Below are 22,624 nucleotides of genomic sequence, written 5' to 3'. Positions count from 1 at the left end.
GGCCGCCGCGGCGGCGACGGGCGCGGGCCGGGGCCCGGCCAGCGCCACCACGCTCGCGGGCGCGCCCCCGGCCGCGTCCAGCAGCGCGGCGTCCGCGGCGTCGGTCACCAGGAGCAGCGCGAAGGTGAGCGAGCCACCACCCGGCGTGGGCCCCGCCACGGGGATGACCTTGACGATGTCGCCCAGCGCCGCCACGCGCTCGCGCACGGTGTTGATGGTCAGGCCCCGCGAGGCCCGGTCCGCGCCGGGGATGAAGTCCAGGCGCACGGCGCGGCGGCCCTCCGCGGCGCCCGCGAGCTGCTCGCGCTCGGTGGGGCTGAGCCGGGCGGCGAGCGCCTTCTCCTCGTCGAGCGCCGGGGGCGTCGGAGCGGGGGCGCCCTGGGAGGCCCCGGTCGGCTCCAGCGTCTCCAACCGCTCCAGCAGCCCGGCGGGCACGGGCGCGGCGGGCTTGCCCGCGGCGAGCTGGCGGATGCGCTGCTCCACCGCGCGCAGGCCCTCCAGCAGCGGCTCCACGCTGCGCTCCGGCAGCCGGCCCCCGGCCTGGTCCGCCTGCCGCAGCGACGTCTCCATCCAGTGGGCGATGGAGACGATGGGCTCCACGTCCACCATGGCGGACAGGCCCTTGATGGTGTGCAGGGCGCGGAACAGCTCGCGCACGGACCTGGGGTGGGCCGCGCCACGGCGGGCGCTGGCCTCCACCGCCAGCAGGTGGCGGTGCGCCGTGTCGAGCAGCTCCTCCACCTCCGCCAGGTAGGCGGGGAGGAAGTCCGCGAGGTCCACCGAGGCGGTCAAGCCCGCTTCTCCTCCAACAGCCGCTTCGCCTCGGAGAGGATGGCGTCGGGGGTGAAGGGCTTGGTCATGAACCGGTCGGCGCCGGCGGCGAGCGCCCGCGCGCGCGACGCCTCGTCTCCCCGGGTGGTGACGATGATGATGGGCAGGTGGCGCAGCCGGTCCTGCCCGCGCACGAACTCGACGACCTCGATGCCGCCGATGTCCGGCATGTTCAGGTCCAGCACCAGCAGGTCATACGGGTTCAGGGACAGCCGCTCGATGGCCTCCAGGCCACTGGAGGCATGGGTGAACCCCAGCCCCGGGTAGGGACGCAGGCACGCGACGACCATGTCGCGCATCACCTTGCTGTCATCGACGACGAGCACTTCTGGCATGGCTTCCCCTGGCGACGAGCGCCGAACCTAGAGCGAATCCCTGGTGAGGAAAGTGGACGTCGCGGGGGACCCGCGGCCACCTTCCAGTGGATGACAATCGTACGTCAGTACAGGGGCCTGGCGAGGGAGCGGCTGGCGCGGACCCATGCGGGTCGTACGGGTCGCCTCCCCTCCTCGTCGCTCCGGCCCGGCCTTACGGTCCAGGAGGAGGGGCGACGACGCCCGGGGTGAGCGCCGGCGGCCCCTCCCATTCCCACACGCGACACCAGGAGGAACAGCCATGGCCGACATCACCCGTCGAGAAGGCAGAATTCCGCGCCGCGAGCGCGACCCGTTCTCCCGCATGCAGGAGTGGATGGGGTGGGATCCGCTGGAGGCGATGGGCCAGCTCTGGGGCGGGCAGCGGGGCGCCGGGCCGGGGCCCTCGGGGTTCTCGCCCGCCTTCGAGGTCAAGGAGACGAAGGACGCGTTCATCTTCAAGGCCGACCTGCCCGGCGTGCAGGAGAAGGACCTGGACATCGCGCTGACGGGTGACCGCCTGGTCATCAGCGGCAAGCGCGAGGCGGAGAAGAGCGCGGACGGCGAGCACTTCTTCTCCTACGAGCGCAGCTTCGGCTCCTTCAGCCGCGCCTTCACCCTCCCCGAGGGCGTGGACCCCGACCACATCTCCGCCGAGCTCCAGGACGGCGTGCTCCACCTGGCCCTGCCCAAGCGCTCCGAGGTGAAGGCCCGCCGCATCCAGGTCGGCACGCGCGCCCCCGGCGACAAGCCCAAGGCCTGACGCCCCAGGCCCCCCACGGCCCCGCGCGAGCGGTCGAAGCCCCGTCCCCGTCGGAGACTTCCACTCGCGCGGAGCCTTCCAGGATTCCCTGAACACAGACGCTCCTTTACGCGGGCCGTCGCTTGCGCCTCGCGCGCGGCGGGCGATATGAGGCCGGGCCAGTCACTGACTCTGCGAATCAGTTTCATTTTCATCAAAGCCCCCCCCCTCGCCCTCAGGAGTCCCCCCGATGAAGTCCCGCAACAGCGCCCTGGCGCTCGTGGCCGCCGCATGGCTGAGCGCCTGTGGCGACTCGGACGTCGCCAACACGGCCGGTGTCCCGGCCTCGCCGTACCTGCAGGTCCTCACGCCCGCGCCGGGCACGGTGACGCGCGACGCGAACGTGAAGCTGACCGGGACGGTGAACGCGCCCGGGGGGCTCGCGAGCCTGACGGCGCGAACCGGCGCGGGCGAGGCGCGCGAGGCGACGCTCGCCACGCGCTCCCCGGTGGAGACGGCGTTCGAGGTGGAGGTGACGCTGGCGGACGGCGCCAACGAGGTGGAGCTGGTGGCGGTGGACCAGAGCGGCACCGTGTCCCGCCGCGTGGTGGCGCTGACGTACGCCACGCCGCCGGAGGTGAAGGTGCTGTCGCCCGCGTCCGGGCTGGCCTTCACGGTGCGCCGGGTGCGGGTGGAGGCGACGGCGACGGACAACGTGGGCGTGGTGGCGCTGACGTACACGCTCAATGACGGCGAGGCGCGGACGCTGGAGGTCCCCGCCGGCGCGGAGGGGGCCTTCGCCTTCGACGTGACGCCCCGCCCCGGCGCCAACCACGTGGTGCTGCGCGCGCGGGACGCGCTGGGCAACGAGGCCGAGAGCGCGGTGGACTTCCACTTCGGCAACATCGCCACCGCCGGTGGCCTGCACAGCGGCACGCTGCGCGACGGCCGCGTCTACGTGTGGGGCCGCAACCTGAGCGGCCAGCTGGGCCTGGGCCCGGGCGTGCCCACCGGCCAGAAGACGCCGCAGCCGGTGCCCGGCCTGGAGGGCATGGCCGCCATCGCCTTCAACCAGAGCTTCTCCATGGCGCTGGGCTCCGACGGCTCGGTGTGGACGTGGGGCGACAACGACCAGGCGCAGCTGGGCCTGGGCACGCCTCCGAAGGAGGGAGAGGCGCACACGCCGGACACCACGCAGCGCGACTCGGCCGAGCGCATCCAGGGCCTGACGGGCGCGGTGGCGGTGGCGCCGGGCTTCCAGCACGCGCTGGTGCTGATGGACGACGGCACGGTGCGCGCCTTCGGCAACAACGCGCAGGGACAGCTGGGTGACGGCACGCTCGAGACGCGCGACTACCCGGTGACGGTGGCGGGCCTGACGGACGTGGTGAAGGTGATGGCGGGCTCCGCGCACTCGCTGGCGCTCAAGGCCGACGGCACCGTGTGGGCCTGGGGCCGCAACAGCTACGGCAACCTGGGCACGGGCACCACGACCACCGCGGGCCGCCCGTCGGCGGAGCCGGTGCCGGGGCTGACGGACGTGGTGGACATCGCCAACGGCCGCGACCACGTGCTCGCGGTGCACGCGGACGGCACCGTGTCCGCGTGGGGCCTGGGCGCCAGCGGCCAGCTCGGCCGGGGCACCACCACCACCAGCGCCACGCCGGAGAAGGTGCCCGGCATCACCGACGCGCGCGCCGTCTTCGCCAACGGCAACTACGGCTTCGCCCGCCTGTCGGACGGCTCGCTGATGGGCTGGGGCCAGAACGGCAACGGCCAGCTGGGTGACGGCACGCAGACGCAGCGCGCCCAGCCCGTGGCCGCCACGTCCGCCGTCAAGCCGCTGTCCGGCATGGGCATGGGCGCCACGCACGTCATCGCCGTGCGCGCGGACGGCACCGTCTACGCGTGGGGCTGGAACCTGGAGGGCTCGCTCGGCCCCGACGCCGTCATCGACCGCTGGTCCTACACGGACCCCATCCCGGTGCCCCTGCCTTGAAGTCCACCGCCTCCCTGCGCGTCCTGGCCAGCCTGCTGGCCCTGCTCGGCGTCGCCGCGTGTGACGACGCCACGCCGCCCTCGACGAACCCACCGGTGGATCCTCCCGTGGACCCGCCGGTGGACCCTCCGGTCGACCCGCCGCGCCACGACGTGGTGGAGGCGGGAGAGGAGCGGCCCGGCGGAGACACCAGCCTCGCGGTGACGGGCGCCATCGCCTTCACCCAACCCGCGGCCAACCTCGCGCTCGCGCAGCGCGCGGAGTTCTTCGTGGGCGAGGCCGTCTTCGAGGCCAACTGGGTGGCGGCGGGCGGCTCCCAGCCGGAGCGCGACGGGCTGGGGCCGCTGTTCCACTCCGTCTCGTGCCTGGCGTGCCACCTGGGCAACGGCCGCGGCCGGCCGCCCGTGGGCGCGGAGGTGGCGGACACCCTGCTCGTGCGGCTGTCCGTGCCGGGCACGAACGCGCATGGGGGCCCGAAGCCCGAGCCCACCTACGGCGACCAGCTCCAGCCGCGCGCCATCGGCGGCGTCCCGGCGGAGGGCCAGGCGCGCCTCACCTGGACGGAGGTGCCGGGCACGTTCGCGGACGGCGAACCCTACACGCTGATGAAGCCGGAGCTGGCGCTGTCGGACCTGGCGTACGGGCCGCTGGCGGCGGACACGCGCACCTCCGCGCGCGTGGCGCAGCCCATGATTGGCCTGGGCCTGCTGGCGGCGGTGAGCGAGAAGACGCTGCTGGAGTGGGCGGACCCGGACGACGCGGACGAGGACGGCGTCTCCGGCCGGCCCAACCGCGTGTGGTCCACGCGCGAGGGGAAGACGGTGCTGGGGCGCTTCGGGTGGAAGGCCAACCAGCCGGACCTGGAGCACCAGAACGCGGCCGCGTTCCTGGGAGACCTGGGCCTCACCACGCCGCTGTTCCAGGTGGAGAACTGCCTGCCCGGACAGGCCGCGTGCCTGGCGGCGCGCAACGGCGGCGTGCCCGAGGTGAGCGAGCGGCAGATGGTGGCCATCGACTACTACTCGCACACGGTGGCGGTGCCCACGCGCGTGGGCTTCGACGCGCCCCAGGTGCTGGCGGGCAAGGCGCTCTTCCACCAGGTGGGGTGCGCGAAGTGCCACCGGCCCTCCGTCACCACCGGCACGCTCGCGGGCTACCCGGAGCTGTCGGACCAGCGCATCTGGCCCTACTCGGACCTGCTGCTGCACGACCTGGGTGACGCGCTGGCGGACGGACGCGAGGACTTCCTCGCGGACGGACGCGAGTGGCGCACCGCGCCCCTGTGGGGCCTGGGCCACGCGGAGGCGGTGAGCGGACACCCGCGCCTGCTGCACGACGGGCGCGCCCGCTCCCCCATGGAGGCCATCCTCTGGCACGGCGGCGAAGCGGAGGGCGCGCGCGAGGCGGTGCGCCAGCTCACCAAGGACCAGCGCGCGGCGCTGCTCGCGTTCCTCGACTCGCTCTGAGTCAGGCCCAGACGACGGGGGGGCCGTCGAGCGGCAGGCGCACGCGGAAGGTGGCCCCGTCACCCGGGACGCTGTCCACGTGCACCTCGCCGCCGTGCGCCTCCACGATGCGCCGCAGGCGGTACAGGCCCAGCCCCAGGCCGCCGTAGTGGCGCACCGGCACCGCGCGCTCGAAGCGGTGGAAGATGCCGTCCAGCCGCCCCGGGGCGATGCCGATGCCGTGGTCGCGCACCACCAGCGTCGCCCCGGCGGGCTCGTGCTCCAACCCCACCTCCACGGGCTTGCCGGGGCCGAACTTCATCGCGTTGGACAACAGGTGCGACACCACCTGCCCCATCCGCGCGCTGTCCCACCGGCCCGGCGTGGACACCAGGGAGCGGAGCACGAGCTGGCAGCCCGCGCGCGCCGCCGCGGCCTCCGAGCGCGTCACCGCGTCCCGCACCACCTTCGCCAGGTCCACCTGCTCCAGGTGCAGCCGGGGCGGGCCGCCCTGGAACTGGGACACGTCCAGCAGCGACTCCACCAGGTCCGCCAACCGCTGCACCTGCCGGTCCGCCGCCTCCAGCGCCCGCTCCAGCCGCTGGGGCGCCTGGGCCAGCCCCACCGCGCGCAGCACGCCCTGGGCGCCCTGCACCCGCAGGCGCAGCGCGGCCAGGGGCGTGCGCAGCTCGTGCGCCGCCATGGTGAGGAAGTCGTCGCGGGCGCGCACCGCCTCGCGCGTCTCGCGGTACAGCCGCAGCTGCTCCGTCACGTCGCCGATGATGCCCGCCATGCGCACCGGCCGGCCCTGCTCGTCGCGCAGCGCCCGCCCCCGGCTCACGCACGAGCGGTAGCCCCCCGTGGCGTGCAGCAGCCGCAGCGACACGTCGTAGGGCGCCCCGCGCTCCAGGTGCGCGGACATGGCCGACAGCACCTCCCGCCGGTCCTCCGGGTGCACCCGTTCGATGAAGGCGTCGTACGTGCCCGGGAAGGTGTCCGGCATCAGCCCGAGCATCTCCAGCAGGCGCGGGCTCCAGTAGAGCGTCCCCCGCCGCAGGTCCCAGTCCCAGATGCCGTCGTAGGAGCCATTGACCACCAGCCGGAAGCGCTCCTCGCTCTCGCGGGCGCCGCGCTCGGCCTGCTCCAACAGCCCCACGCGCCGCTCCAACTGCCGCACCGTCCGGAACAGGTGCTCCTCGGTGGACGGCTCCTCGCCCGGCGGCACCAGCGGCGCGGGCCCGCCGGCGCGCAGCGCGCGCAGGAGCGTACCCACCAGTTCGTCCCCCTCCTGCGTGCGGCGCACGAAGCCGTTGGCCCCCACGTTGTGGGCCATGCGCCAGTCCAGCTCGTCCGGTGTCACGCTCTGGGTGAGGACCACCGGCACGCGCGCCAGGCGGGGGTCCTGCCGCAACGCCAGGCACAGCCGGTAGCCGTCCTGGCGCGGCATCATCGCGTCCGCCACCACCGCGTCCGGGCGCCGCCGCCGCGCCACCTCCAGCGCGGACTCCCCGTCCGACGCCGTCACCACCTGGAAGCGCAGGGGCAGCAGGTGGAGCTGCAACAGCTTGCGCGACACCGGGTCGTCGTCCGCCACCAGCACCGTGAGCGGTCGCGTCCCCGGCGGCTCGCGCGCCTCCGCCGGCAACACCTGGCGCACGCCCTCCACCAGCCCGCCCAGCGACGACGGCCGCTCCAGCACCCCGGCGACGGGCAGCCCCAGCGGGCGCACGGCGTCCGCCTCCGCGGGGAACGCCAGGAGGTGCAGCGGCGCCGGCCAGCGGGCGAGCGCCCCTCTCAGCGCCTCCACCCCCAGCGCGCCCACCGTCAGCAGCCCCGCGGCCACCAGCAACAGCGCGGGCCGCGACTCCAGCGCGCCAGCGGCCGCACCCAGGTCCGACAGCGCGACCACCCGCCACCCCTGGCTCTCCAGGGCGAGCACCTGGAGCTCACGGACCGCGCCGGGTTCCTCGACGAGCAGCAGGGTGGGCTTCATCACGGCAGGGAAATCCAGAAGAGACGGGCAACAGGGCGAGCCGCCACCCTGGATGAACGGGAGGCGCAAGTGTGGGCACTCGTCGCAGTGAGTCAAGGCGGGCGCTCGGGACTGTTGGCCCGCCCGACACCCGTCCCGCCCGTCGGCCGGCCGGCGGCGCTCCCTCCCCCCTCCTCGGGGAGGACACGCATCTGCAACCAACAATCAATAGCAACAAGTGAACAATAGAAGCCGGAGCCGGGGGCGCGGCCACGGGGCGAAGCCACTCCCACCCGGAGACGTCCGGCCCGCCCTGGAAGGCGCCTCGCGCCCTTCCTGGCACCGCGTCACGGGTGACTCATGAGTTGCATCTGCACCTGGAACCCGAGCAGCGGCGGATTGTCCAATCCCCGACATCCGCCCGCCGAACCCCGGAAGCCGTGGCCATCCCTCCCCCGCTCGGGTCATGGAATGGATGGGTCCGGCGGATGTCTGGAAGCCGGGAAGCAGGAAGATTCGTCCTGCACACGGATTGCACCAGTATCCTGAAGTCCAGGTTGTCGCCACGGTAACAGGGAGTCGAGGGGGACCCGGCGGGAGGGGACTCGTGAGACAGTGGCACCCGGCGTCGCATCACGGGTGAGGTGAAAGTGTCCCGCAGATCGGTTATGCGAAAAGACATCATGGGAGCCAAAAAAGTCGCCGTGCAGCCGAAGCTCGCTGATTTCCAGGAGAGGATCCGCGCGTCGGGTCTGCGCAGCACCGCGCCCCGCGTGGCGGTGCTCCGCGAGCTGGAGTCCGCCACCGCGCCGATGAGCCACGCGGACCTGGTGGATGCCCTGGGAGACGAGGGCTATGACCGGGTGACCATCTACCGCAACCTGACCGACCTCACCGAGGCCGGCCTGGTGGTGAGGGCGGACCTGGGAGACCACGTCTGGCGCTTCGAGCTTCGCCGCTCGGGCGACGAGCACAGCAACAACCACCCGCACTTCACCTGCACGGACTGCGGCACCGTCGCCTGCCTGCCGGAGGAGTCCATCCGCATCGCCGCCTCGAAGGGCGTGCCGCGCACGGTGGCCCAGCGCAACGTCGAGGTGCAGCTGCGCGGCCTGTGCGACCGCTGCGCCTGAACGTCCGGGCGTCGCGCCGCCTCCGCATCCGACCCGCTTCTCGGTGAGGGCCCCGCCAGGGCCCCACACGGGAGGGCGCGTCCCGAGGACACGGGCGCGGGCGCCTCGACGCGCCGCCCACGCCCGGTGCCACCCGCGCCCTACCGGACGAGGTAGGCCACGGTGCCGCCGCAACTGCCGCTCGAGTAGCAGCCGGCGCGCAGGGTGTACGTGCCCGCCGCCGTGGCGGTGAACGAGCCGAACGACAGCGTGCCGCACGAGTCGTCGTTCGACGCCACCGTCGTCCCAGCCGCGTTGTCCACGCGCAGGTAGGTGTCCCCCGTGCCGGTCGCCCCGTTGAGCGTGCAGGTGCCGAAGTAGAGCGTCTGCCCGACCGCCAGCGTCACGGTGCGGTTGGTGGTGTTGGCGGTGGCGTTGCTGGTGTTCGTCGCCGTGTACGTGAACGTGGTGGTGGGGGGCGGGGTCGCCGTGCCGCACAGCCGCAGGCTGCCGGCCACCACGCAGTACTGGTCCACCGCGGGCGCCACGTAGGTGATGTCCTCGCCGCGGCAGCCCGTCTCCGCGCAGGTGTTCACCACGCTGCAGCTCCCCTGGCTGACGTAGTCCGTCTCGCCGCGCACCAGGATGCCGGCCACCGTGTAGTCCGTGTTCTCGTACACGCCGGAGCCGGAGTTGCCGCCGAACGTGTCCGTGCTGGCGACGAAGTAGTCCAGCGTGCCGGCGCGCGCGTCGCGCACGGAGCCGCCCGAATCAATCTTGAACGGGATGCCGCTGCCCGAGCCGATGACCGTCACGTTCGTGCCCACCGGCAGGGCCGCCTTGCTCGCGCGCAGGGGCGCGGGCGTGAAGCGCGGCGTCGCGGCCCGGTCCAGCCGGACGATGGCGTAGTCCAGGTTGCGGCCGCCCACCGTCGCCTGCTGCCGCGCGACGATGGCCGAGCACGAGAAGATGTCCGCGCTCGTCACCGCCTCCAGCGCCGTGGCGGACGTGCGGTAGAACTTGAACACGAAGCGCGTGCTCGAGCACGCCGACGCGCTGGTGATGCAGTGGCCCGCCGTCAGCACCAGGTCGTCGTCGATGAGCGTGCCCGAGCAGAACGCCGGCGTCGGGTCGCTCAGGAAGCGCTGGCCCGCGCACAGGTTGTACGCGCTGCCCAAGAGCGGCGCGTTGAACGTGACGGTGCCGTTGCTCGCGACCGTGTAGTCGGACGGGTTCATCAGCGCCACCGTCGCCTGCGCCGCGCGCGCCCTCAGCGTCGCGTTCGCGTGCGCGTACACGTCCGTCCGGTCGTCGTTGCCGTACACCACCGGCCGCTGCTGCTGCGACTCGGGAGCCTCGGGGCTCGGCTCGGGGGCGGGACCACACGCCGCCGCCAGACCACACACCAGTGCTCCGAACAGCGTCCTGCCAGCGCCACTGCGTAGGGTGCCCATCAGACCGCTCCTTGGTGGAACCGCCCGCCTGGACGACGGACGGCCGGCCCCCTCCTACGCCCTCCCGCAAAACAAGTAAATCATACAATACATACAATCCAAGCCAATCAAACAAACGCAACTGCACTGCATCTGGGAGCGGACACGAGCGGAGGGCCGCGTGCCCGGGGGACGGGCGGGCGTTGACCGCTGAGCACTGACGCGTCCGGCGGGTCCGCCGGGTGCTTCCCGGGTGACGCGGGCAGACGCATGGTTGCGGCGGGTTGGGAGCGGGGGCATCCCGGACCACCGTGGGAGGACCGGTGCAACCGCATCAGACATTGCTGGTCGTCGACGATGACCTGGACATCCGCGACGCGCTGCAGGACGCCTTCGAGCTGGAGGGCTACGCGGTGCTGCTGGCGGCGGACGGGCTGGAGGCGCTGGCGCACCTGCGGCAGGAGGGGTCCAAGCCCCACCTCATCCTGCTGGACCTGATGATGCCGCGCATGGACGGCTTCGCGTTCCGGGAGGCGCTGCGCCACGACCTGGCGCTGGCGCACATCCCGGTGGTGGTGGCGAGCGCGGACCTGCACCTGGAGAGCGCGGCGCGCGCGCTGGACGTGGCCGGCTGCCTGCGCAAGCCGTTGGACCTGCGCGAGCTCCTGTCGACGGTGAAGCGGCTGAGCCACGGCGCCTGAGCGCGCGCCCCTGGTCGCCTGCCCACCGGCCGGGAAGCCGCGGCGCCGGACCGGGCAGGTTGGCGACGGGCGGCAGCCTCCCCACCCTTGCTCCCAGAACGCAGTCAGCCGGAAGGGAGCAGGACACATGAAGAAGCTCATCGCCACGCTGGCCCTGGGCCTGGGGACCGCCGCGTTCGCACAGAGCGCGCAGCAGGAGCCGCCGCCGCCGTCGCAGTCGCAGGTCCCCAAGGCCGAGCAGCGCGTCGGGACGGGCGTGGACGCCAGCGAGGTGGGCCGGGGCCTCAACGGCGGCGCCAAGGAGGCCGCCGCGGTCAACGGACAGAACGACCCGTACCAGAAGCGCCACGCCCTGGACATCCAGGGCAAGGTGACGAAGGCCGACAAGGACAAGGTCACCATCGCGCGCACGGACCTGCCGGACGCGAAGCTGGACGTGAAGGCCCAGACCGCGGTGACGCTGGACGGGAAGAAGATTCGCGCGGACCAGATTCCGGAGGGCTCCGCGGTGCGCGCCAAGTTCCAGTTGGACGGGGACGACCCCATCGCCGTGGAGCTGAAGGCCACCAGCCCCAAGGAGAAGAAGTAGCGCGGAGGGGCGAGGCCCTTCCAGGGCACCTGGGGGAACACGCGGGGCTGGACGGGCACCACCGTCCAGCCCCGTTTTCGTGCGCCGTGGCCCACCGCGCGCCCCGCGTGGACAAAATCCTTCCCACGCCGCGCCCCCGCTCCGCCATCGCGTGGGAAGGGTTCTTCCCTTCTTCCTCGCCCGCCCCCGAGCAAGGCCCGGTACGCCGCTTGCTCCGGACCGGGGACGGGAGGAAGCGGTGATTCGACGACTGTTGGGCGCGTGTATCGGGGTGGCGGTGGTGGCGGCGTGGGCCTGCGGCGGCTCGAACGATTCCCCCGCCGGGACAGCGGATGACGACATCGTCCAGCCGCCCGAGGACGGCGGAGGCGACGCCGGCGACGAGGACGCCGGGACGGACGCGGGCACGGACGCCGGGGACGCCCCGGACTCCGGCACCGACGCGGGGACGGACGCGGGGAGTGACGCGGGCACGGATGGCGGCACGACGCTTCCGCCCGAGGGCCCCTGGCCCACGGACGCGGTGACGAACTACTCGTCGAAGTACGGCATCCCGCGCGTGCAGTCGGTGTCGGTGGACGGCGCGCACAACATCTGGGTGCTGGACGGCGACCGCATCGGCGTGCTGCGCGCGGGCACGACGTCCGTGCTGTGGACGAGCCACCCCGTGGGCCAGGCCGGCAACGGCCGCGCCAGCGGCTCCACCGTCATCTGCGGTGGCAAGGCCGGCGAGGCCTACGTGGGCTACCGCACCGACGACGTCGTCCCCGGCGGCCCCAGCTCGCGCATCGCCAGTCGCGGCGAGCCGGACTTCTCCGAGGCGCGCTACGCCGAGTTCCTCCGGGGCGACATGGACGTGGTGCGCATCGACGACACGGGCACGGACGTCGTGCTGCGCGAGCACCTCTCCCAGTCGGCCGGCACCAGCCGCCCCGGCGGCGGCGAGCGGCTGGGCATCCAGAACACCAACGACTTCCACTACGACGAGGACCGCTCCGTCTTCTCGTGCGTGCGCGTCATGCGCGGCCCCTACGAGGGCGAGGTCTACATCGGCACGAACCACGGCGTGACGCGCATCCGCGGGTACACGTACAACAGCCACCGGCACCCCAAGTGGGACCTGGTGACGACGGACCCGACCACGGGCCGGGACAAGAGGACGCAGCAGATGGGCTACACCTACGGGCTGGGCATCTCCCCGGAGGGCCACCTGCTCATCGCCAACGAGTGGAAGATCGGCATCATCCCGCCCAACGAATCGCTGGAGTGGTGGGATTCGGAGTCCCGCGAGCCGGACATGCCCGCCGACGTGGAGCCCGCCCTCTACGCGCTCAACACCTTCGTCGACCCGGTCAACCCGGGCGCGGATGACGCGCGCCACGACAAGGCCCCCTTCAACCTCTGGCGCGGCTTCCAGCAGACACAGGACGGCCACTTCTACGTCGCCAGCCTCCAGGACGGCCTGTGGCAGTTCGAGGGCCGCAAGCGCCAGGGCACTCCGCTGAAGTACGACGACGTCAACTACGTGAAGGTCGAGGGGGCCGGCACCGACGCGTACACGGCGCTGGCCGCCACGGACGACGGCTCGCTGTTCGTGGGCACGGTGAACCGCGGCCTGTGGCGCCTGACGCCCGACAAGCAGATGGAGAAGGTCGCCGGCGTCGGCGGCTCCAAGGTCGGGCAGCTCGTCTACGACCCGCGCGTGACGCCCTCCGCGCTGTACGTGCTCGTCGACGGCAAGGTGTTCGTGCTCCGCGGGTACTGACCCGACGCCGCGTGACACACGACGGGGCGTCCTTCCGCGTGTCGGGGGGGCGCCCCGTCGCCCTATTTGCCCGCCGCCTGCGCGGCGAGGGCGGACGCGGACCGGGGCTGGGTGGGCAGGCGCAGGATGAAGGTGGAGCCCTGCCCCTGCGCCGAGCGCACGGTGATGCTGCCGCCCATGGCCTCGACGATTTGACGGGTGATGTAGAGCCCCAGCCCCAGGCCGCCGTAGTGGCGTTCGGAGACGGCGCGCTCGAACTTGCCGAACAGCCGCGCCATGCCGTCCTCGGAGATGCCGATGCCGTGGTCCTTCACGGCCAGCACCGCCATGGTGCCCTCGCCCACCAGCGACACCTCCACCGGCTGGCCCGCGCCGTACTTGGCCGCATTGGACAGGAGGTTCACCAGCACCTGCTCCACGCGCAGCGGGTCCCACTGCCCCACCACGGAGCCGGAGACGTGCACGGCCAGCTCGCAGCCGGCGCGGGCGAACTCCTCGGAGAAGGCGTCCACCATCTGCCGGACCACCTGCACCAGGTCCAGCTCGCGCGGCTCCAGGCTCAGCTTCCCCGCCGCCAGGCGCGACACGTCCAGCAGCGTGTTCACCAGGCTGCCCAGCCGCGCCAACTGCCGCTCCAGCACCTGGCCGCGCGGCGCCAGCTCCTGGCCCAGGGCGGGCTCCGCGCCGGTCACCTGCCGCAGGAGCAGTTGCAGGTGCAGCCGCATGCTCGTCAGCGGGGTGCGCAGCTCGTGGGCCGCGACGCTGAGGAACTCGTCGCGGGCGCGCACCGCCTCCTGCGTCTCCTTGAGGGCCTGCTCGCGCACGCTGCGCTCGCGGGCGGCGCCGGCGTCGCGCTGGGCCTCCACGCGGCGGCGCTCGGTCAGGTCCTCCACGTAGATGCACGCGGCGACCACCTGCCCGTCGCGGCGCACCGGGTGGTAGCTGGCGCGGAACACGCGCGTGCGGTCCACGCTCCCGCCCGGCTCGCGGTGGATGATCTCCACGCCGTCCAGCGCCTCGCCCGTCTCCAGCACGCGGCGCACCCGCCGGGCCGTGTCGCCCAGGGACGAGTGGGGGCTCATCACCTCCGTCATGAGACGTCCCAGGTGGGCCTCGCGCGGCTGGCCGTTGAGCGCGGCCAGCGCGTCGCTCACCTCCACGAAGCGCAGCTCGCGGTCCACCACCGCCATGCCCAGGGGCAGCGTGGGCATGAGTTCGGCGAGGGCGACGGGACGCACCCCCTCGCTCGGCGCCTGCCGTCCTCCACCATCACCTGCTGGCGTCATCGCGTCCGGACCTATGTCGGGGGCCGTCCCAGGCCGCGGGCTCATCGTCTCCGCGTGTCTACCAACCTCGTCGGACGCCGTCACAGCGTGTGCCTCCGGACTGTGTCCAATGGTGGAAGGAAGGCCGGCTGCCTCCCCGGAATCTTCCCTGAATCCGATGGGTTTTTCCGTCACCTCGCGCGCCGGCCGCTGGGCGACCAGGCGTGCGTGGGAGACCTGCTTCAACCCACCTCCCCTGGCTCCGTAGAATCGGGGGCTCGCAGCTCCCGGCCCGGAAAGGACCCGCACCGCATGCGCCTCAGACGCCTGGCTCGCCGTCGCTCCGCCCCGTCCTCCTCCAGCCCCTTCGGCCTGGAGAGCCTGTCCGAGGGGCGCAACGAGCTGGTGGCCTGGAGTGGGGAGGATCCGCTCCGACCGCCGCGGCGCCTGCGCCTGCGCGACCACTTCACCCTCACGGAGAACGTGCTCCACCTGCCCCACCTGCCGGAGTGTCATGACGGCCTGCGCGTGGCGCAGTTGTCGGACGTCCACGTGGGCCAGGCCACCTCCGAGCTGCGCATCCGCCGCGCGGTGGAGGCCGTCAACGCCGAGCGGCCCGACCTGGTCTTCCTCACCGGCGACTACGTCACGCACAGCCCCAAGCCCCTGCCGCGCGTGCGCGAGGTGCTCTCCGGGCTCACCGGCCGCGTCTTCGTCGTGCTGGGCAACCACGACCACTGGGTGGACGCGGCGTACCTGCGCGGCTGCTTCGAGCACCTGGGCTACACCGTCCTCCAGAACGAGCACCGCGTGGTGCACGTGCGCGGCGGGCCGGTGACGGTGCTGGGCGTGGACGACGGGCGCACCGGCCGCGACGACGTGGAGGCCACGTTCCGGGGCGCGCCGGAGACGGGCACCCGGCTGGTGCTCGCGCACACGCCGCCCACGGTGGAGAAGCTGCCCGCGCGGGCGGGGCTCGTGCAGTTCTCCGGGCACACCCACGGCGGGCAGTTCATCGTCCGGGGCCTCACCGAGGCCCTCTTCCGCCGCGCCGGCCAGCCCTACATCAGCGGCCACTACCAGGTGAACGGCAACCAGCTCTACGTGAACCGCGGCCTCGGCTTCGGCTTCGGCGGTCCCTACCTGCGCCGCGGCAGCGAGCCGGAGGTGGCGTTCTTCACGCTGCGCCAGAGAATGACAGCGGCCACGCACTGACAGTGAGAGTGCGTTAGGGTGAGCCCATGCGCCCACTCCTCATCGCCCTCGCCGCGCTGGTCCTCCCCGCGTGCATGCCGCACGCGGAGGTCACGCGGGTCCAGCTGGACCATCAGACCAAGTTCCACGTCGTTCAAATCGACACGACGTTCAACTACCTCATCGACCCGCGCACGGAGACCTGCCACCTGGTCTCCCAGGGTGGCAACGCCAACTTCGCGGTGTCACCGGTGCCCTGCGACAAGCTGAAGCGCAACGTGCCGGAGGCGGCCCGGTTCATCACCTGGGTTCCGGAGACCTCCGCGCCGGCCACGGCCGTGGCCGCGGACTGAGGCCCTGCGCGCGGCTCAGCGCATGGGCAGGCCGAGCCGCCCGCCGCCGAGGCCGGACTCCCGGCCCTTGCGCCTCAGGCTGAAGGGGCCGGGGCCGAAGTACACGATGAAGAGCGCGCCTCCGGCCATGGAGAGGTTCTTCATGAAGTGGATGAGCTGGTCCTGGGCCATCACCGGGTCGGTGACCAGCCAGAAGCGGTGGACCATGAACGCCGCGCACACGAGGAACAGGGCGATGGCCGCGGCGCCCAGGCGCGCGAAGACGCCCAGCAGCACGCACAGCCCGCCCACCACCAGGGCCAGGCCGGACAGGAGCACCGCCCACTGGGGCTCGGGCACCCCCGCGTTGCGCGCGACGGCGGTCAGGGCCTCCAGCTGGAAGAAGTGATTCAGGCCGCTGGTGATGAAGATGGCCGAGAAGAGCAGCCGACCAATCGGCGCGAGCACTCCCATGGACGCCTCCTGTCTCCTTCCCCCCAGGACGCCGGGGCGTGGAACCTCCCAACGAACAAGGTGCCCATGACTTCCCGAGGGACAGCCGGGGCCCGCCCCCTCGCCCGCCCTCCCTGGGGCCAGGGCGTCCGCCGGGTCCACCGTCCGCGCTGCGACAACACGCCGCACACCGGGGCGAGGGGCGGCGCGTATCCTGCCGTCCGTCGTGAGAGCCTCCCACCTGCCCTTCCTGCTGAGCGCCGCCCTGGTGCTCCTCCCCGGCTCCAGCGCCTGGGCCTGCGCCACCTGCGCCTGTGGCGACCCGACGCTCATGTCCATGGGCACGGAGCAGCCCTTCGCCGGGCGCCTGCGCCTGTCCACCACGCTGCGCGCCTGGGGGCAGACGGTGGGAAACGACCGCGTGGACGCCCTGCGGCTGCGCGAGGCGCGCCTGGACGTGGCCGCGGCCTTCGCCCCGTTCCCCTGGCTGTTCCTGTCCGCCACCCTGCCCCTGCAAGCCCGTGAGATTCGCGAGGTGAGCCTGTCGCGCGAGCGCGGCTGGGGCGTGGGCGACGTCGAGCTGACCGCCAAGGCGTTCCTCTTCAAGGACCGGGAGTTCTCCGCGGACCACCTGTTCAGCGTGCTGGTGGGGGTGAAGCTGCCCACCGCGCCGAAGCTGCGCGCGGAGGACGGGGCGCTCCTGGGGTTGGACACGCAGTTGGGCAGCGGCTCCGTGGACCCGTTGGCGGGGCTCGCCTACCAGCACTTCCGGGGGGAGTGGTCCTTCCTCGTGAGCGCCACGGGCTTCCTGCCCACGCGCGGCATCCTGGGCTACCGCGCGGGCGCCTCCGTGCGCACCACGGCCGCCGCGCAGTACCAGCCCTCCGCGAAGTGGGCGGTGCGGATGGGGCTCGACGGCCGCCTGGAGCGCGCCTCGGACATCGACGGCGAGGAGGAGGCCAACGGCGGCGGCTTCATCGCCTACGCGTCGCCGGACGTGCTCTTCAGCCCCTCCACGGACGTGGTGGTGGGCGCGGGGGTGCGGGTCCCCTTCTTCAACCGGCTCCGCGGACGCGTGGCGCCCACTCCCATCGCGATGATGTCCGTCGCGTACGACCTCTGAGCCATGGCCTCCGTCGTGAAGTCCCTCGCGCCGCCCCTCGCCCTCCTCATTCTCGCCGCCTGTGGCGGGGGCGAGCGCATCGAGGGGATGTCGCTGAGCCTCGGCATCACCACCGCGCGCTCGCGCGGCGCGCCGGGGCCCAGCGGCGAGCGCACCCTGGTCACGGATGAGGGCGCCTCCGCCACGCTGTCCGGGGCGCGCGTCACGTTGGGGAGCGTGGAGCTGCTGCCGTGCGAGGCGACGGGCTGGCGGCGGCTGTGGCACGCGCTGTCCCCGGTGGGCACGGCGTGGGCGCACACGGTGTCGAGCGCCACGCGGCTGGGCACGCCGCACATCATCCCCCTGGGGGACACGGACGGCGAGGTGCTGTCGCTCGGGGTGCTGCGTCCCGCGCCGGGCCGCTACTGCCGGGCGCGGCTCACCTTCGAGCCGGCGGACGACGACGCGGTGGGGCTGGTGGACCCGGCGCGGGACTCGGACATGGTGGGGTTGAGCCTGCACGTGAGCGGGACGGTGGCGGGCGCGGGGGGCGCGGCGCCGTTCGACGTGAAGGCCCGGGGGCGCTCGTCGGTGGACGTGTCGCTGGACGGGCTGGAGCTGTCCGAGGACGCGCCCCAGGCCGCGCGCGTCTTCACACTGGCGTGGGACCTGTGGCTGGATGGACTGGCCCCCGGTGGGTCTCCGGGCAACCTCGACCTGCTGGGCAACGTGGCCCGCTCCGCCTCGCTCCAGTCCTCCGCCGTGCCATGACGCTCCCCGCCGCTCCCGAACCCGACTCCCGCGCCCGCATCAACCTCGAGTGGCTCCTGCGCCTGCGCTGGGGGCTGCTGCTGGGACAGGCGCTGGTCATCGCGCTGGCGGCGTACGGGTTGGAGCTGGCGTTGCCGGTGCCGGTGCTGGGGGCGCTGCTGGGGCTGGAGGCGCTGACGAACCTGGCGGTGCGCGTGTGGCTGCCGCGCGGGCGGGTGACGGAAGGCACCCTCGGCAAGCTGATGTTGTGGGACACGCTGGTGCTCACGGGGCTGCTGGCGCTCAGCGGTGGGACGCACAACCCCTTCACCACGCTGTACCTGGTGAACGTGGCGCTGGGGACGGTGCTGCTGCCGGCGCGTTGGATATGGGGCCTGCTGGCCTTCACGCTCACGGCGTTCGGTTCGCTGTTCGTGTCGCAGGACGTGGTGCTGGTGCCGGGACTGTCGCGGCCGGACCACGCGGCGCTGATGCGGCTGCACCTGAACGGCATGTGGGTGGCGTTCGCGGTGGCGGCGGGCTTCATCGTGTACTTCGTGCAGCGGGTGACGCGGGCGCTCGGCGCGCGTGAGCAGGAGCTGGCGGAGGCGCGGGCGCTGCATGCGCGGCGGGAGAAGGTGGCCTCGCTGGCGACGCTGGCGGCGGGCGCGGCGCACGAGCTGTCCACGCCGCTGTCGACCATCGCGGTGGTGTCGAAGGAAGTGGAGCGGGCGCTGGCGGCGGCGGGCACGACGGAGACGGTGCGCGAGGACCTGCGGCTCATCCGCCAGCAGGTGGACCGCTGCCGGGACGTGCTGGTGCAGATGTCGGCGGACGCGGGGCAGACGACGGGCGAGGCCTTCCACGCGATGTCGCTGGGGCGGCTGGTGGAGGACTCGCTGGCGGAGCTGTCCGGCGTGGAGCGGGTGAAGGTGGAGCTGCCGTCGGAGCTGGGGACGTGGGAGGTGCACGGGCCTCCGCGCGCGCTGGCGCGGGTGCTGCGGGGGCTGGTGAAGAACGCGCTCCAGGCGTCTGCGCCGTCGAAGCCGGTGGAGTTGCGCGTGGTGGCGCGGGGTGGCGGGGCGCGGCTGGAGGTGCGGGATTCGGGGGCGGGGATGGCGGCGGAGGTGTTGTCGCGGGCGGGCGAGCCGTTCTTCACGACCAAGGCGCCGGGCGAGGGCATGGGGTTGGGGCTCTTCCTGGCGCGGACGCTGGCGGAGCAGTTGGGGGGGTCGCTGGAGCTGAGCTCGGCGTCCGGGCAGGGCACGACGGCGTGTCTGGCATTGCCGGCGGGGGCACCTTCCCCGAGGAGCGTGGCATCATGAGGGCCGTGGCGTCCGGCCATGGGGTGTGGGGTGTCGCTCGCGGGAGAGGAGCGCCATGAGCGTGGGAGCAAGTGGCGGGCAGCACCCGAGCCTGCTGCTGGTGGACGACGACGCGACGTTGCGGGAGCGGCTGGCGCGGGCGTTCCGCGAGCGGGGCTGGGAGGTGACGACGGCGGGGGACCACGAGGAGGCCCTGACCGCCGCGCGGCGCGAGTCCCCGGAGTACGCGGTGGTGGACCTGCGCATGCCGGGCAAGAGTGGCCTGGAGGTGGTGAGGGATTTGCTGGCGGTGGATGCCTCCACGCGGGCCATCGTGCTGACGGGGTACGGGAGCATCGCGACGACGGTGGATGCGATCCGGTTGGGGGCGGTGAACTACCTGCCCAAGCCGGCGGACGTGGACGACATCCTCGCGGCCTTCGAGCGCGCGTCGGGGGAGCCCTCGCTGGCGGCGCCGGAGACGTTCGAGGCGCCATCGCTCGCGCGAGCCGAGTGGGAGCACATCCACCGCGTGCTCGCGGACTGCAACGGCAACATCTCCGAGGCGGCACGCAAGCTCGGCATCCACCGACGCTCGCTCCAGCGAAAGCTCCAGAAGTATCCCCCGTCGCGATAGGTGACGCGGGCGCGGTGACTCAGGGCACGATGGGCTTCAGCAGACCTGCGGCGTCCTGGACGCTCGCTACGCACCGGTCTTTGCTGACAACCCTACTGGGGGATGCGCGTGCCAGGTCTCTTGCGTTGGGGGTTGTCGTGGATCTTCGCCTGCATGGTCATGGGGTGTGGAGGCGCCACGAGGGTCGTACGTCTGGAAACGGGACATGGCCCCCCGCTCTCGTTCATTCCACGCCCGATGGAACCGGTGGAGGTGGATGACGACGACTTCGAGGACGCCATGGCGAAGCTGGCGCAGGATGTGCGGCCCGCGTCCTCGCCACGCCTCTTCGCTCATCGACTCCTGTCGAACGCGCCCTGGGACAACCCGAGGGCTGTCCCTTCCAAACGACTGAGGCTCGCATCCACAACAGCGGAGGAGAATCCAGCACGGCGACAGGGACACTCGCCTCCATCCGCCGCTGAAGCCGAGCTGGTCAACGCGTATGGAGCGTGGTGCAAGAGCAAGGGGACACCCGGAGATTGTCTGCGACTGCTCGGTCCGGACATCTCGTTGGGAGAGGACGGCCGACGGACCCTGGCGCTTTCCATTGCCCTGGACTCCGTCTGGGACGAGACCGCCGAAGCGCTCGAGGACATGGCGGACCCAGTCGCCGTGCAGGCGACCATCGCCATCTCCATGGCCGTGTACCTGTCGCTTTGGGTCCTTCCCGAACCGCTCTCCAAGGGCGCAGCCGCTGTCCTGACAGCGAGCCTCATCGCCTGGCTGGGCGTGGACGCGGTGGTGGGCCTCATTCGTGGATGGATTCGTCTGTCGGACGAGACCCGGGTCGCCACGACATTCGGTGAGGTGAGTGCCGCGGGCGAACGATACGGCGAGATCCTCGGCGTCAACACGGCACGCGCCTTCGTCATGCTGACAACCGCCGCGATAGGCAGCACGTTGGGGCTGGCCGCCAAGACCCCCTCGTTACCTGGCTACGCCCAGGCTTCCCAGATGGCCGCACAACAGGGTGGCTTCAACCTGGCAGCCGTGGGGCAGGTCGGAGCGGTTGCCATCTCCGCGGAAGGCGCGCTCATCATTGCAGTCGCCCCCGATGCGGTCGCGATGTCCGCCACTCAGCCTCCAGGGCGGGGCAACCCTCACAGCGGCATGGGCACTCCACAGCCCCCTGAGGAAGCCCCTACCACCCCATCGAGCCCGCCAGATCCCACCGCGACTCCGAGTGGTCACCGCCCTCGCATCTCTCCCGATGATGACCAGGCGACCGTCCGCTCACTGACGCGGGAGAATGAATCCGCGGAGCTGTTGGCCAAGGCAGGTTTCAAGGTGGAGCAGCGGCCACAGGTCACGGGCACCACGCGGAGGCCCGATTTCCGCATCGAGGAGCGCATCTTCGACAACTACGCTCCGAGCACCTCGAATCCTCGTAGCATCTGGTCCGTCATCAACGACACGAAGGTCAACCCGCCTTCGAAATCCATGCAGGCAGATCGAATCGTGCTCAATCTCCGGGACAGCGGAGTCGATCTCTCCGCGCTCCGTCGACAGTTCCTCGACTGGCCGATGCCGCGACTGAAGGAGGTGCTGGTCGTCACGAGAGAAGGCACTATCCTCTCGCTCTGGCCCTAGCTCGGGAGCTTCGCCATGTCGCTGGACTACAACTTCCGCATCGACACTGCGCTGACGCCCGAGCGGGTGCTCGCGGTCGCCTGCGACGCGCTTGGCCTGAAGCAGCCCGACGCATCCAGGCCCGGGGACGATGCGGCGATTCCAGGGCCCGGGTTCCTTTTCGCCGCGGGCCCCGTCGCCCGTGAGAGCCAGACCCTGATGAAGGAGGAACTGGGCATCTCCCCATCCGTGGACCTCCAGTTCTGGGTGGACGCGGAGCAGCGACACACCGCCATCACGGTCCTCCTGCGTGGCGTGCTGACCATCCTTCGCCAGGAGTCCGGTGATGCAGTGCTCCTCTTCGGAGGAGAGAACGTGCTGCTGCTCAGGCAAGCAGGGAACCTCCGACTCGATTCGAGTACCGGTATCTGGACTCCTGAGCGCCTCGCGCTCGCCCACATGCCGTACGTGACGCAACCGTTGCCCAATCTGTAACGGACCACCTGCGTCGCCCCCGGGCCGTTAATCGCACTTAATTGCGCTTAATCCGCCGTCCGTCGAGATGTCTGGGATAAGTCCGCCACCCGACGGACACGCCCCGTCTTTCCTGAGAGGACGGGCGTACCCGGCGGGCAGACACACAACCGATGGAGTCGAACCATGTCGAAGCACTTCGTGCGTTCGTTGTTCCTGGGGGCGGTGGTGGCCTGCATGAGCGCCTGTGGTGGCGCCGAGACGGAGGCGCAGGAGCCGGAAGTCGCCGTGGGGGATGTGGAGCAGCGCGTCTGCCAGGTGGGCACGTACCAGTACGCTTGTCGCGACTGGGGCTCGGGCGGCTACTCGGACCCGGCCTGCACCGGCGGCACGTACCGGTGGAAGTACTGGACCTGCAAGCAGTACAAGGCCGGCACCCAGTGGTACCGGCAGGAGTGCATTGAACAGTACGTCTGCGGGAGCAGCGCGACGACCCGTCCCAGCACGACCGTGACGGAATGCACGCAGAACTGCTAGCCGTCGGACTCACCGCCGGGCGG

The 22,624-nt window shown here is 72.2% G+C and carries 22 protein-coding genes; 16 read left to right on the top strand and 6 right to left on the bottom strand.

The window, feature by feature from the left end; genetic code table 11:
* Together LZ198_RS38620 and LZ198_RS38615 are read right to left on the bottom strand one after the other, a co-directional pair.
* Positions 1-792: Hpt domain-containing protein (locus tag LZ198_RS38620; protein WP_253977164.1), on the bottom strand; the 792-nt coding region annotated here is incomplete at its 3' end.
* On the bottom strand, positions 789-1,166 hold the full coding sequence (locus LZ198_RS38615; protein WP_253977163.1) for a response regulator: 378 nt from the start codon (positions 1,164-1,166) through the stop codon (positions 789-791). The genes LZ198_RS38620 and LZ198_RS38615, both read right to left, overlap by 4 nt.
* A gap of 280 nt (positions 1,167-1,446) precedes the next feature.
* Here LZ198_RS38615 and LZ198_RS38610 point away from each other — a divergent pair, with 280 nt between their 5' ends.
* From LZ198_RS38610 to LZ198_RS38600, 3 genes are all read left to right on the top strand, one after another.
* Positions 1,447-1,947: an Hsp20/alpha crystallin family protein gene (locus LZ198_RS38610; RefSeq protein WP_253977162.1), complete on the top strand. Its 501-nt coding sequence runs from the start codon at positions 1,447-1,449 to the stop codon at positions 1,945-1,947.
* A gap of 229 nt (positions 1,948-2,176) precedes the next feature.
* Positions 2,177-3,925: an RCC1 domain-containing protein gene (locus LZ198_RS38605; protein ID WP_253977161.1), complete on the top strand. Its 1,749-nt coding sequence runs from the start codon at positions 2,177-2,179 to the stop codon at positions 3,923-3,925.
* Entirely contained in the window at positions 3,922-5,391 is a 1,470-nt protein-coding gene (locus tag LZ198_RS38600; protein WP_253977160.1) for a di-heme oxidoreductase family protein, read from the top strand. The genes LZ198_RS38605 and LZ198_RS38600 overlap by 4 nt, the downstream gene beginning before the upstream one ends.
* A gap of 1 nt (position 5,392) precedes the next feature.
* Here the strand turns inward: LZ198_RS38600 and LZ198_RS38595 are convergent, their stop codons facing one another.
* Positions 5,393-7,363: a sensor histidine kinase gene (locus tag LZ198_RS38595; RefSeq protein WP_253977168.1), complete on the bottom strand. Its 1,971-nt coding sequence runs from the start codon at positions 7,361-7,363 to the stop codon at positions 5,393-5,395.
* 662 nt (positions 7,364-8,025) lie between these two features.
* Here LZ198_RS38595 and LZ198_RS38590 point away from each other — a divergent pair.
* Complete coding sequence (locus LZ198_RS38590; RefSeq protein ID WP_253977159.1) at positions 8,026-8,475, top strand: Fur family transcriptional regulator; 450 nt, start codon at positions 8,026-8,028, stop codon at positions 8,473-8,475.
* 140 nt (positions 8,476-8,615) lie between these two features.
* On the opposite strand, the gene LZ198_RS38585 is transcribed toward LZ198_RS38590, so the two are convergent.
* Entirely contained in the window at positions 8,616-9,908 is a 1,293-nt protein-coding gene (locus LZ198_RS38585) for a serine protease (protein WP_253977158.1), read from the bottom strand.
* 302 nt (positions 9,909-10,210) lie between these two features.
* Between LZ198_RS38585 and LZ198_RS38580 the strand changes: the two genes are divergently transcribed.
* From LZ198_RS38580 to LZ198_RS38570, 3 genes are all read left to right on the top strand, one after another.
* A complete protein-coding gene (locus tag LZ198_RS38580; RefSeq protein WP_253977157.1) occupies positions 10,211-10,588 on the top strand; it encodes a response regulator in 378 nt (125 codons plus the stop codon).
* Between the two features lie 127 nt (positions 10,589-10,715).
* Positions 10,716-11,177, top strand: a complete 462-nt coding sequence (locus LZ198_RS38575) for a hypothetical protein (RefSeq protein WP_253977156.1) — start codon at positions 10,716-10,718, stop codon at positions 11,175-11,177.
* A gap of 238 nt (positions 11,178-11,415) precedes the next feature.
* Positions 11,416-12,942, top strand: coding sequence for a hypothetical protein (locus LZ198_RS38570; RefSeq protein ID WP_253977155.1), 1,527 nt, complete (start codon positions 11,416-11,418; stop codon positions 12,940-12,942).
* 62 nt (positions 12,943-13,004) lie between these two features.
* Here LZ198_RS38570 and LZ198_RS38565 read toward each other — a convergent pair whose 3' ends face one another.
* Positions 13,005-14,180: a sensor histidine kinase gene (locus LZ198_RS38565; RefSeq protein ID WP_253977154.1), complete on the bottom strand. Its 1,176-nt coding sequence runs from the start codon at positions 14,178-14,180 to the stop codon at positions 13,005-13,007.
* 339 nt (positions 14,181-14,519) lie between these two features.
* Here LZ198_RS38565 and LZ198_RS38560 point away from each other — a divergent pair, with 339 nt between their 5' ends.
* The gene (locus LZ198_RS38560; RefSeq protein ID WP_253977153.1) at positions 14,520-15,422 is read left to right on the top strand and encodes a metallophosphoesterase; all 903 of its coding nucleotides are present in this window, start codon (positions 14,520-14,522) and stop codon (positions 15,420-15,422) included.
* A 26-nt stretch (positions 15,423-15,448) separates the two neighbouring features.
* Entirely contained in the window at positions 15,449-15,754 is a 306-nt protein-coding gene (locus LZ198_RS38555) for a hypothetical protein (RefSeq protein WP_253977152.1), read from the top strand.
* 15 nt (positions 15,755-15,769) lie between these two features.
* Here LZ198_RS38555 and LZ198_RS38550 read toward each other — a convergent pair whose 3' ends face one another.
* Positions 15,770-16,207: a DoxX family protein gene (locus LZ198_RS38550; protein WP_253977151.1), complete on the bottom strand. Its 438-nt coding sequence runs from the start codon at positions 16,205-16,207 to the stop codon at positions 15,770-15,772.
* A 205-nt stretch (positions 16,208-16,412) separates the two neighbouring features.
* Here LZ198_RS38550 and LZ198_RS38545 point away from each other — a divergent pair, with 205 nt between their 5' ends.
* The 7 genes from LZ198_RS38545 to LZ198_RS38515 all read left to right on the top strand — a co-directional run bounded on the left by LZ198_RS38545 (position 16,413) and on the right by LZ198_RS38515 (position 22,601).
* Positions 16,413-17,309 carry a transporter gene (locus tag LZ198_RS38545; protein WP_253977150.1) on the top strand — a complete coding sequence of 299 codons (897 nt, stop codon included), beginning with the start codon at positions 16,413-16,415 and terminating at the stop codon, positions 17,307-17,309.
* A 3-nt stretch (positions 17,310-17,312) separates the two neighbouring features.
* Positions 17,313-18,059, top strand: a complete 747-nt coding sequence (locus tag LZ198_RS43330; RefSeq protein ID WP_267145511.1) for a hypothetical protein — start codon at positions 17,313-17,315, stop codon at positions 18,057-18,059.
* On the top strand, positions 18,056-19,363 hold the full coding sequence (locus LZ198_RS38535; protein ID WP_253977167.1) for an ATP-binding protein: 1,308 nt from the start codon (positions 18,056-18,058) through the stop codon (positions 19,361-19,363). Before LZ198_RS43330 ends, LZ198_RS38535 begins: the two co-directional genes overlap by 4 nt.
* 55 nt (positions 19,364-19,418) lie before the next feature.
* Positions 19,419-19,979: a response regulator transcription factor gene (locus tag LZ198_RS38530; protein ID WP_253977149.1), complete on the top strand. Its 561-nt coding sequence runs from the start codon at positions 19,419-19,421 to the stop codon at positions 19,977-19,979.
* Between the two features lie 102 nt (positions 19,980-20,081).
* Positions 20,082-21,611, top strand: coding sequence for a SitA5 family polymorphic toxin (gene sitA5 / locus LZ198_RS43550; protein ID WP_456094080.1), 1,530 nt, complete (start codon positions 20,082-20,084; stop codon positions 21,609-21,611).
* A gap of 15 nt (positions 21,612-21,626) precedes the next feature.
* Positions 21,627-22,085: a SitI3 family protein gene (locus LZ198_RS38520; protein ID WP_253977147.1), complete on the top strand. Its 459-nt coding sequence runs from the start codon at positions 21,627-21,629 to the stop codon at positions 22,083-22,085.
* 165 nt (positions 22,086-22,250) lie between these two features.
* Positions 22,251-22,601, top strand: coding sequence for a hypothetical protein (locus tag LZ198_RS38515; protein WP_253977146.1), 351 nt, complete (start codon positions 22,251-22,253; stop codon positions 22,599-22,601).
* The last annotated feature ends 23 nt before the right edge of the window (positions 22,602-22,624 follow it).

The organism is Myxococcus dinghuensis (assembly GCF_024198235.1).
Classification (GTDB): domain Bacteria; phylum Myxococcota; class Myxococcia; order Myxococcales; family Myxococcaceae; genus Myxococcus; species Myxococcus dinghuensis.
The sequence above is the reverse complement of the archived record's forward strand: the minus strand, read 5'-3'. Positions and strand labels throughout refer to the sequence as shown.

Coding starts and splice junctions, on each gene's coding strand:
- LZ198_RS38560 (WP_253977153.1), top strand. CDS start 14,520: ATGCGCCTCAGACGCCTGGCTCGCCGTCGCTCCGCCCCGTCCTCCTCC.
- LZ198_RS38615 (WP_253977163.1), bottom strand. CDS start 1,166: ATGCCAGAAGTGCTCGTCGTCGATGACAGCAAGGTGATGCGCGACATG.
- sitA5 (WP_456094080.1), top strand. CDS start 20,082: ATGCGCGTGCCAGGTCTCTTGCGTTGGGGGTTGTCGTGGATCTTCGCC.
- LZ198_RS38550 (WP_253977151.1), bottom strand. CDS start 16,207: ATGGGAGTGCTCGCGCCGATTGGTCGGCTGCTCTTCTCGGCCATCTTC.
- LZ198_RS38530 (WP_253977149.1), top strand. CDS start 19,419: ATGAGCGTGGGAGCAAGTGGCGGGCAGCACCCGAGCCTGCTGCTGGTG.
- LZ198_RS38555 (WP_253977152.1), top strand. CDS start 15,449: ATGCGCCCACTCCTCATCGCCCTCGCCGCGCTGGTCCTCCCCGCGTGC.
- LZ198_RS38605 (WP_253977161.1), top strand. CDS start 2,177: ATGAAGTCCCGCAACAGCGCCCTGGCGCTCGTGGCCGCCGCATGGCTG.
- LZ198_RS38595 (WP_253977168.1), bottom strand. CDS start 7,363: ATGAAGCCCACCCTGCTGCTCGTCGAGGAACCCGGCGCGGTCCGTGAG.
- LZ198_RS38535 (WP_253977167.1), top strand. CDS start 18,056: ATGACGCTCCCCGCCGCTCCCGAACCCGACTCCCGCGCCCGCATCAAC.
- LZ198_RS38610 (WP_253977162.1), top strand. CDS start 1,447: ATGGCCGACATCACCCGTCGAGAAGGCAGAATTCCGCGCCGCGAGCGC.
- LZ198_RS38575 (WP_253977156.1), top strand. CDS start 10,716: ATGAAGAAGCTCATCGCCACGCTGGCCCTGGGCCTGGGGACCGCCGCG.
- LZ198_RS38515 (WP_253977146.1), top strand. CDS start 22,251: ATGTCGAAGCACTTCGTGCGTTCGTTGTTCCTGGGGGCGGTGGTGGCC.
- LZ198_RS38590 (WP_253977159.1), top strand. CDS start 8,026: ATGGGAGCCAAAAAAGTCGCCGTGCAGCCGAAGCTCGCTGATTTCCAG.
- LZ198_RS43330 (WP_267145511.1), top strand. CDS start 17,313: ATGGCCTCCGTCGTGAAGTCCCTCGCGCCGCCCCTCGCCCTCCTCATT.
- LZ198_RS38520 (WP_253977147.1), top strand. CDS start 21,627: ATGTCGCTGGACTACAACTTCCGCATCGACACTGCGCTGACGCCCGAG.
- LZ198_RS38585 (WP_253977158.1), bottom strand. CDS start 9,908: ATGGGCACCCTACGCAGTGGCGCTGGCAGGACGCTGTTCGGAGCACTG.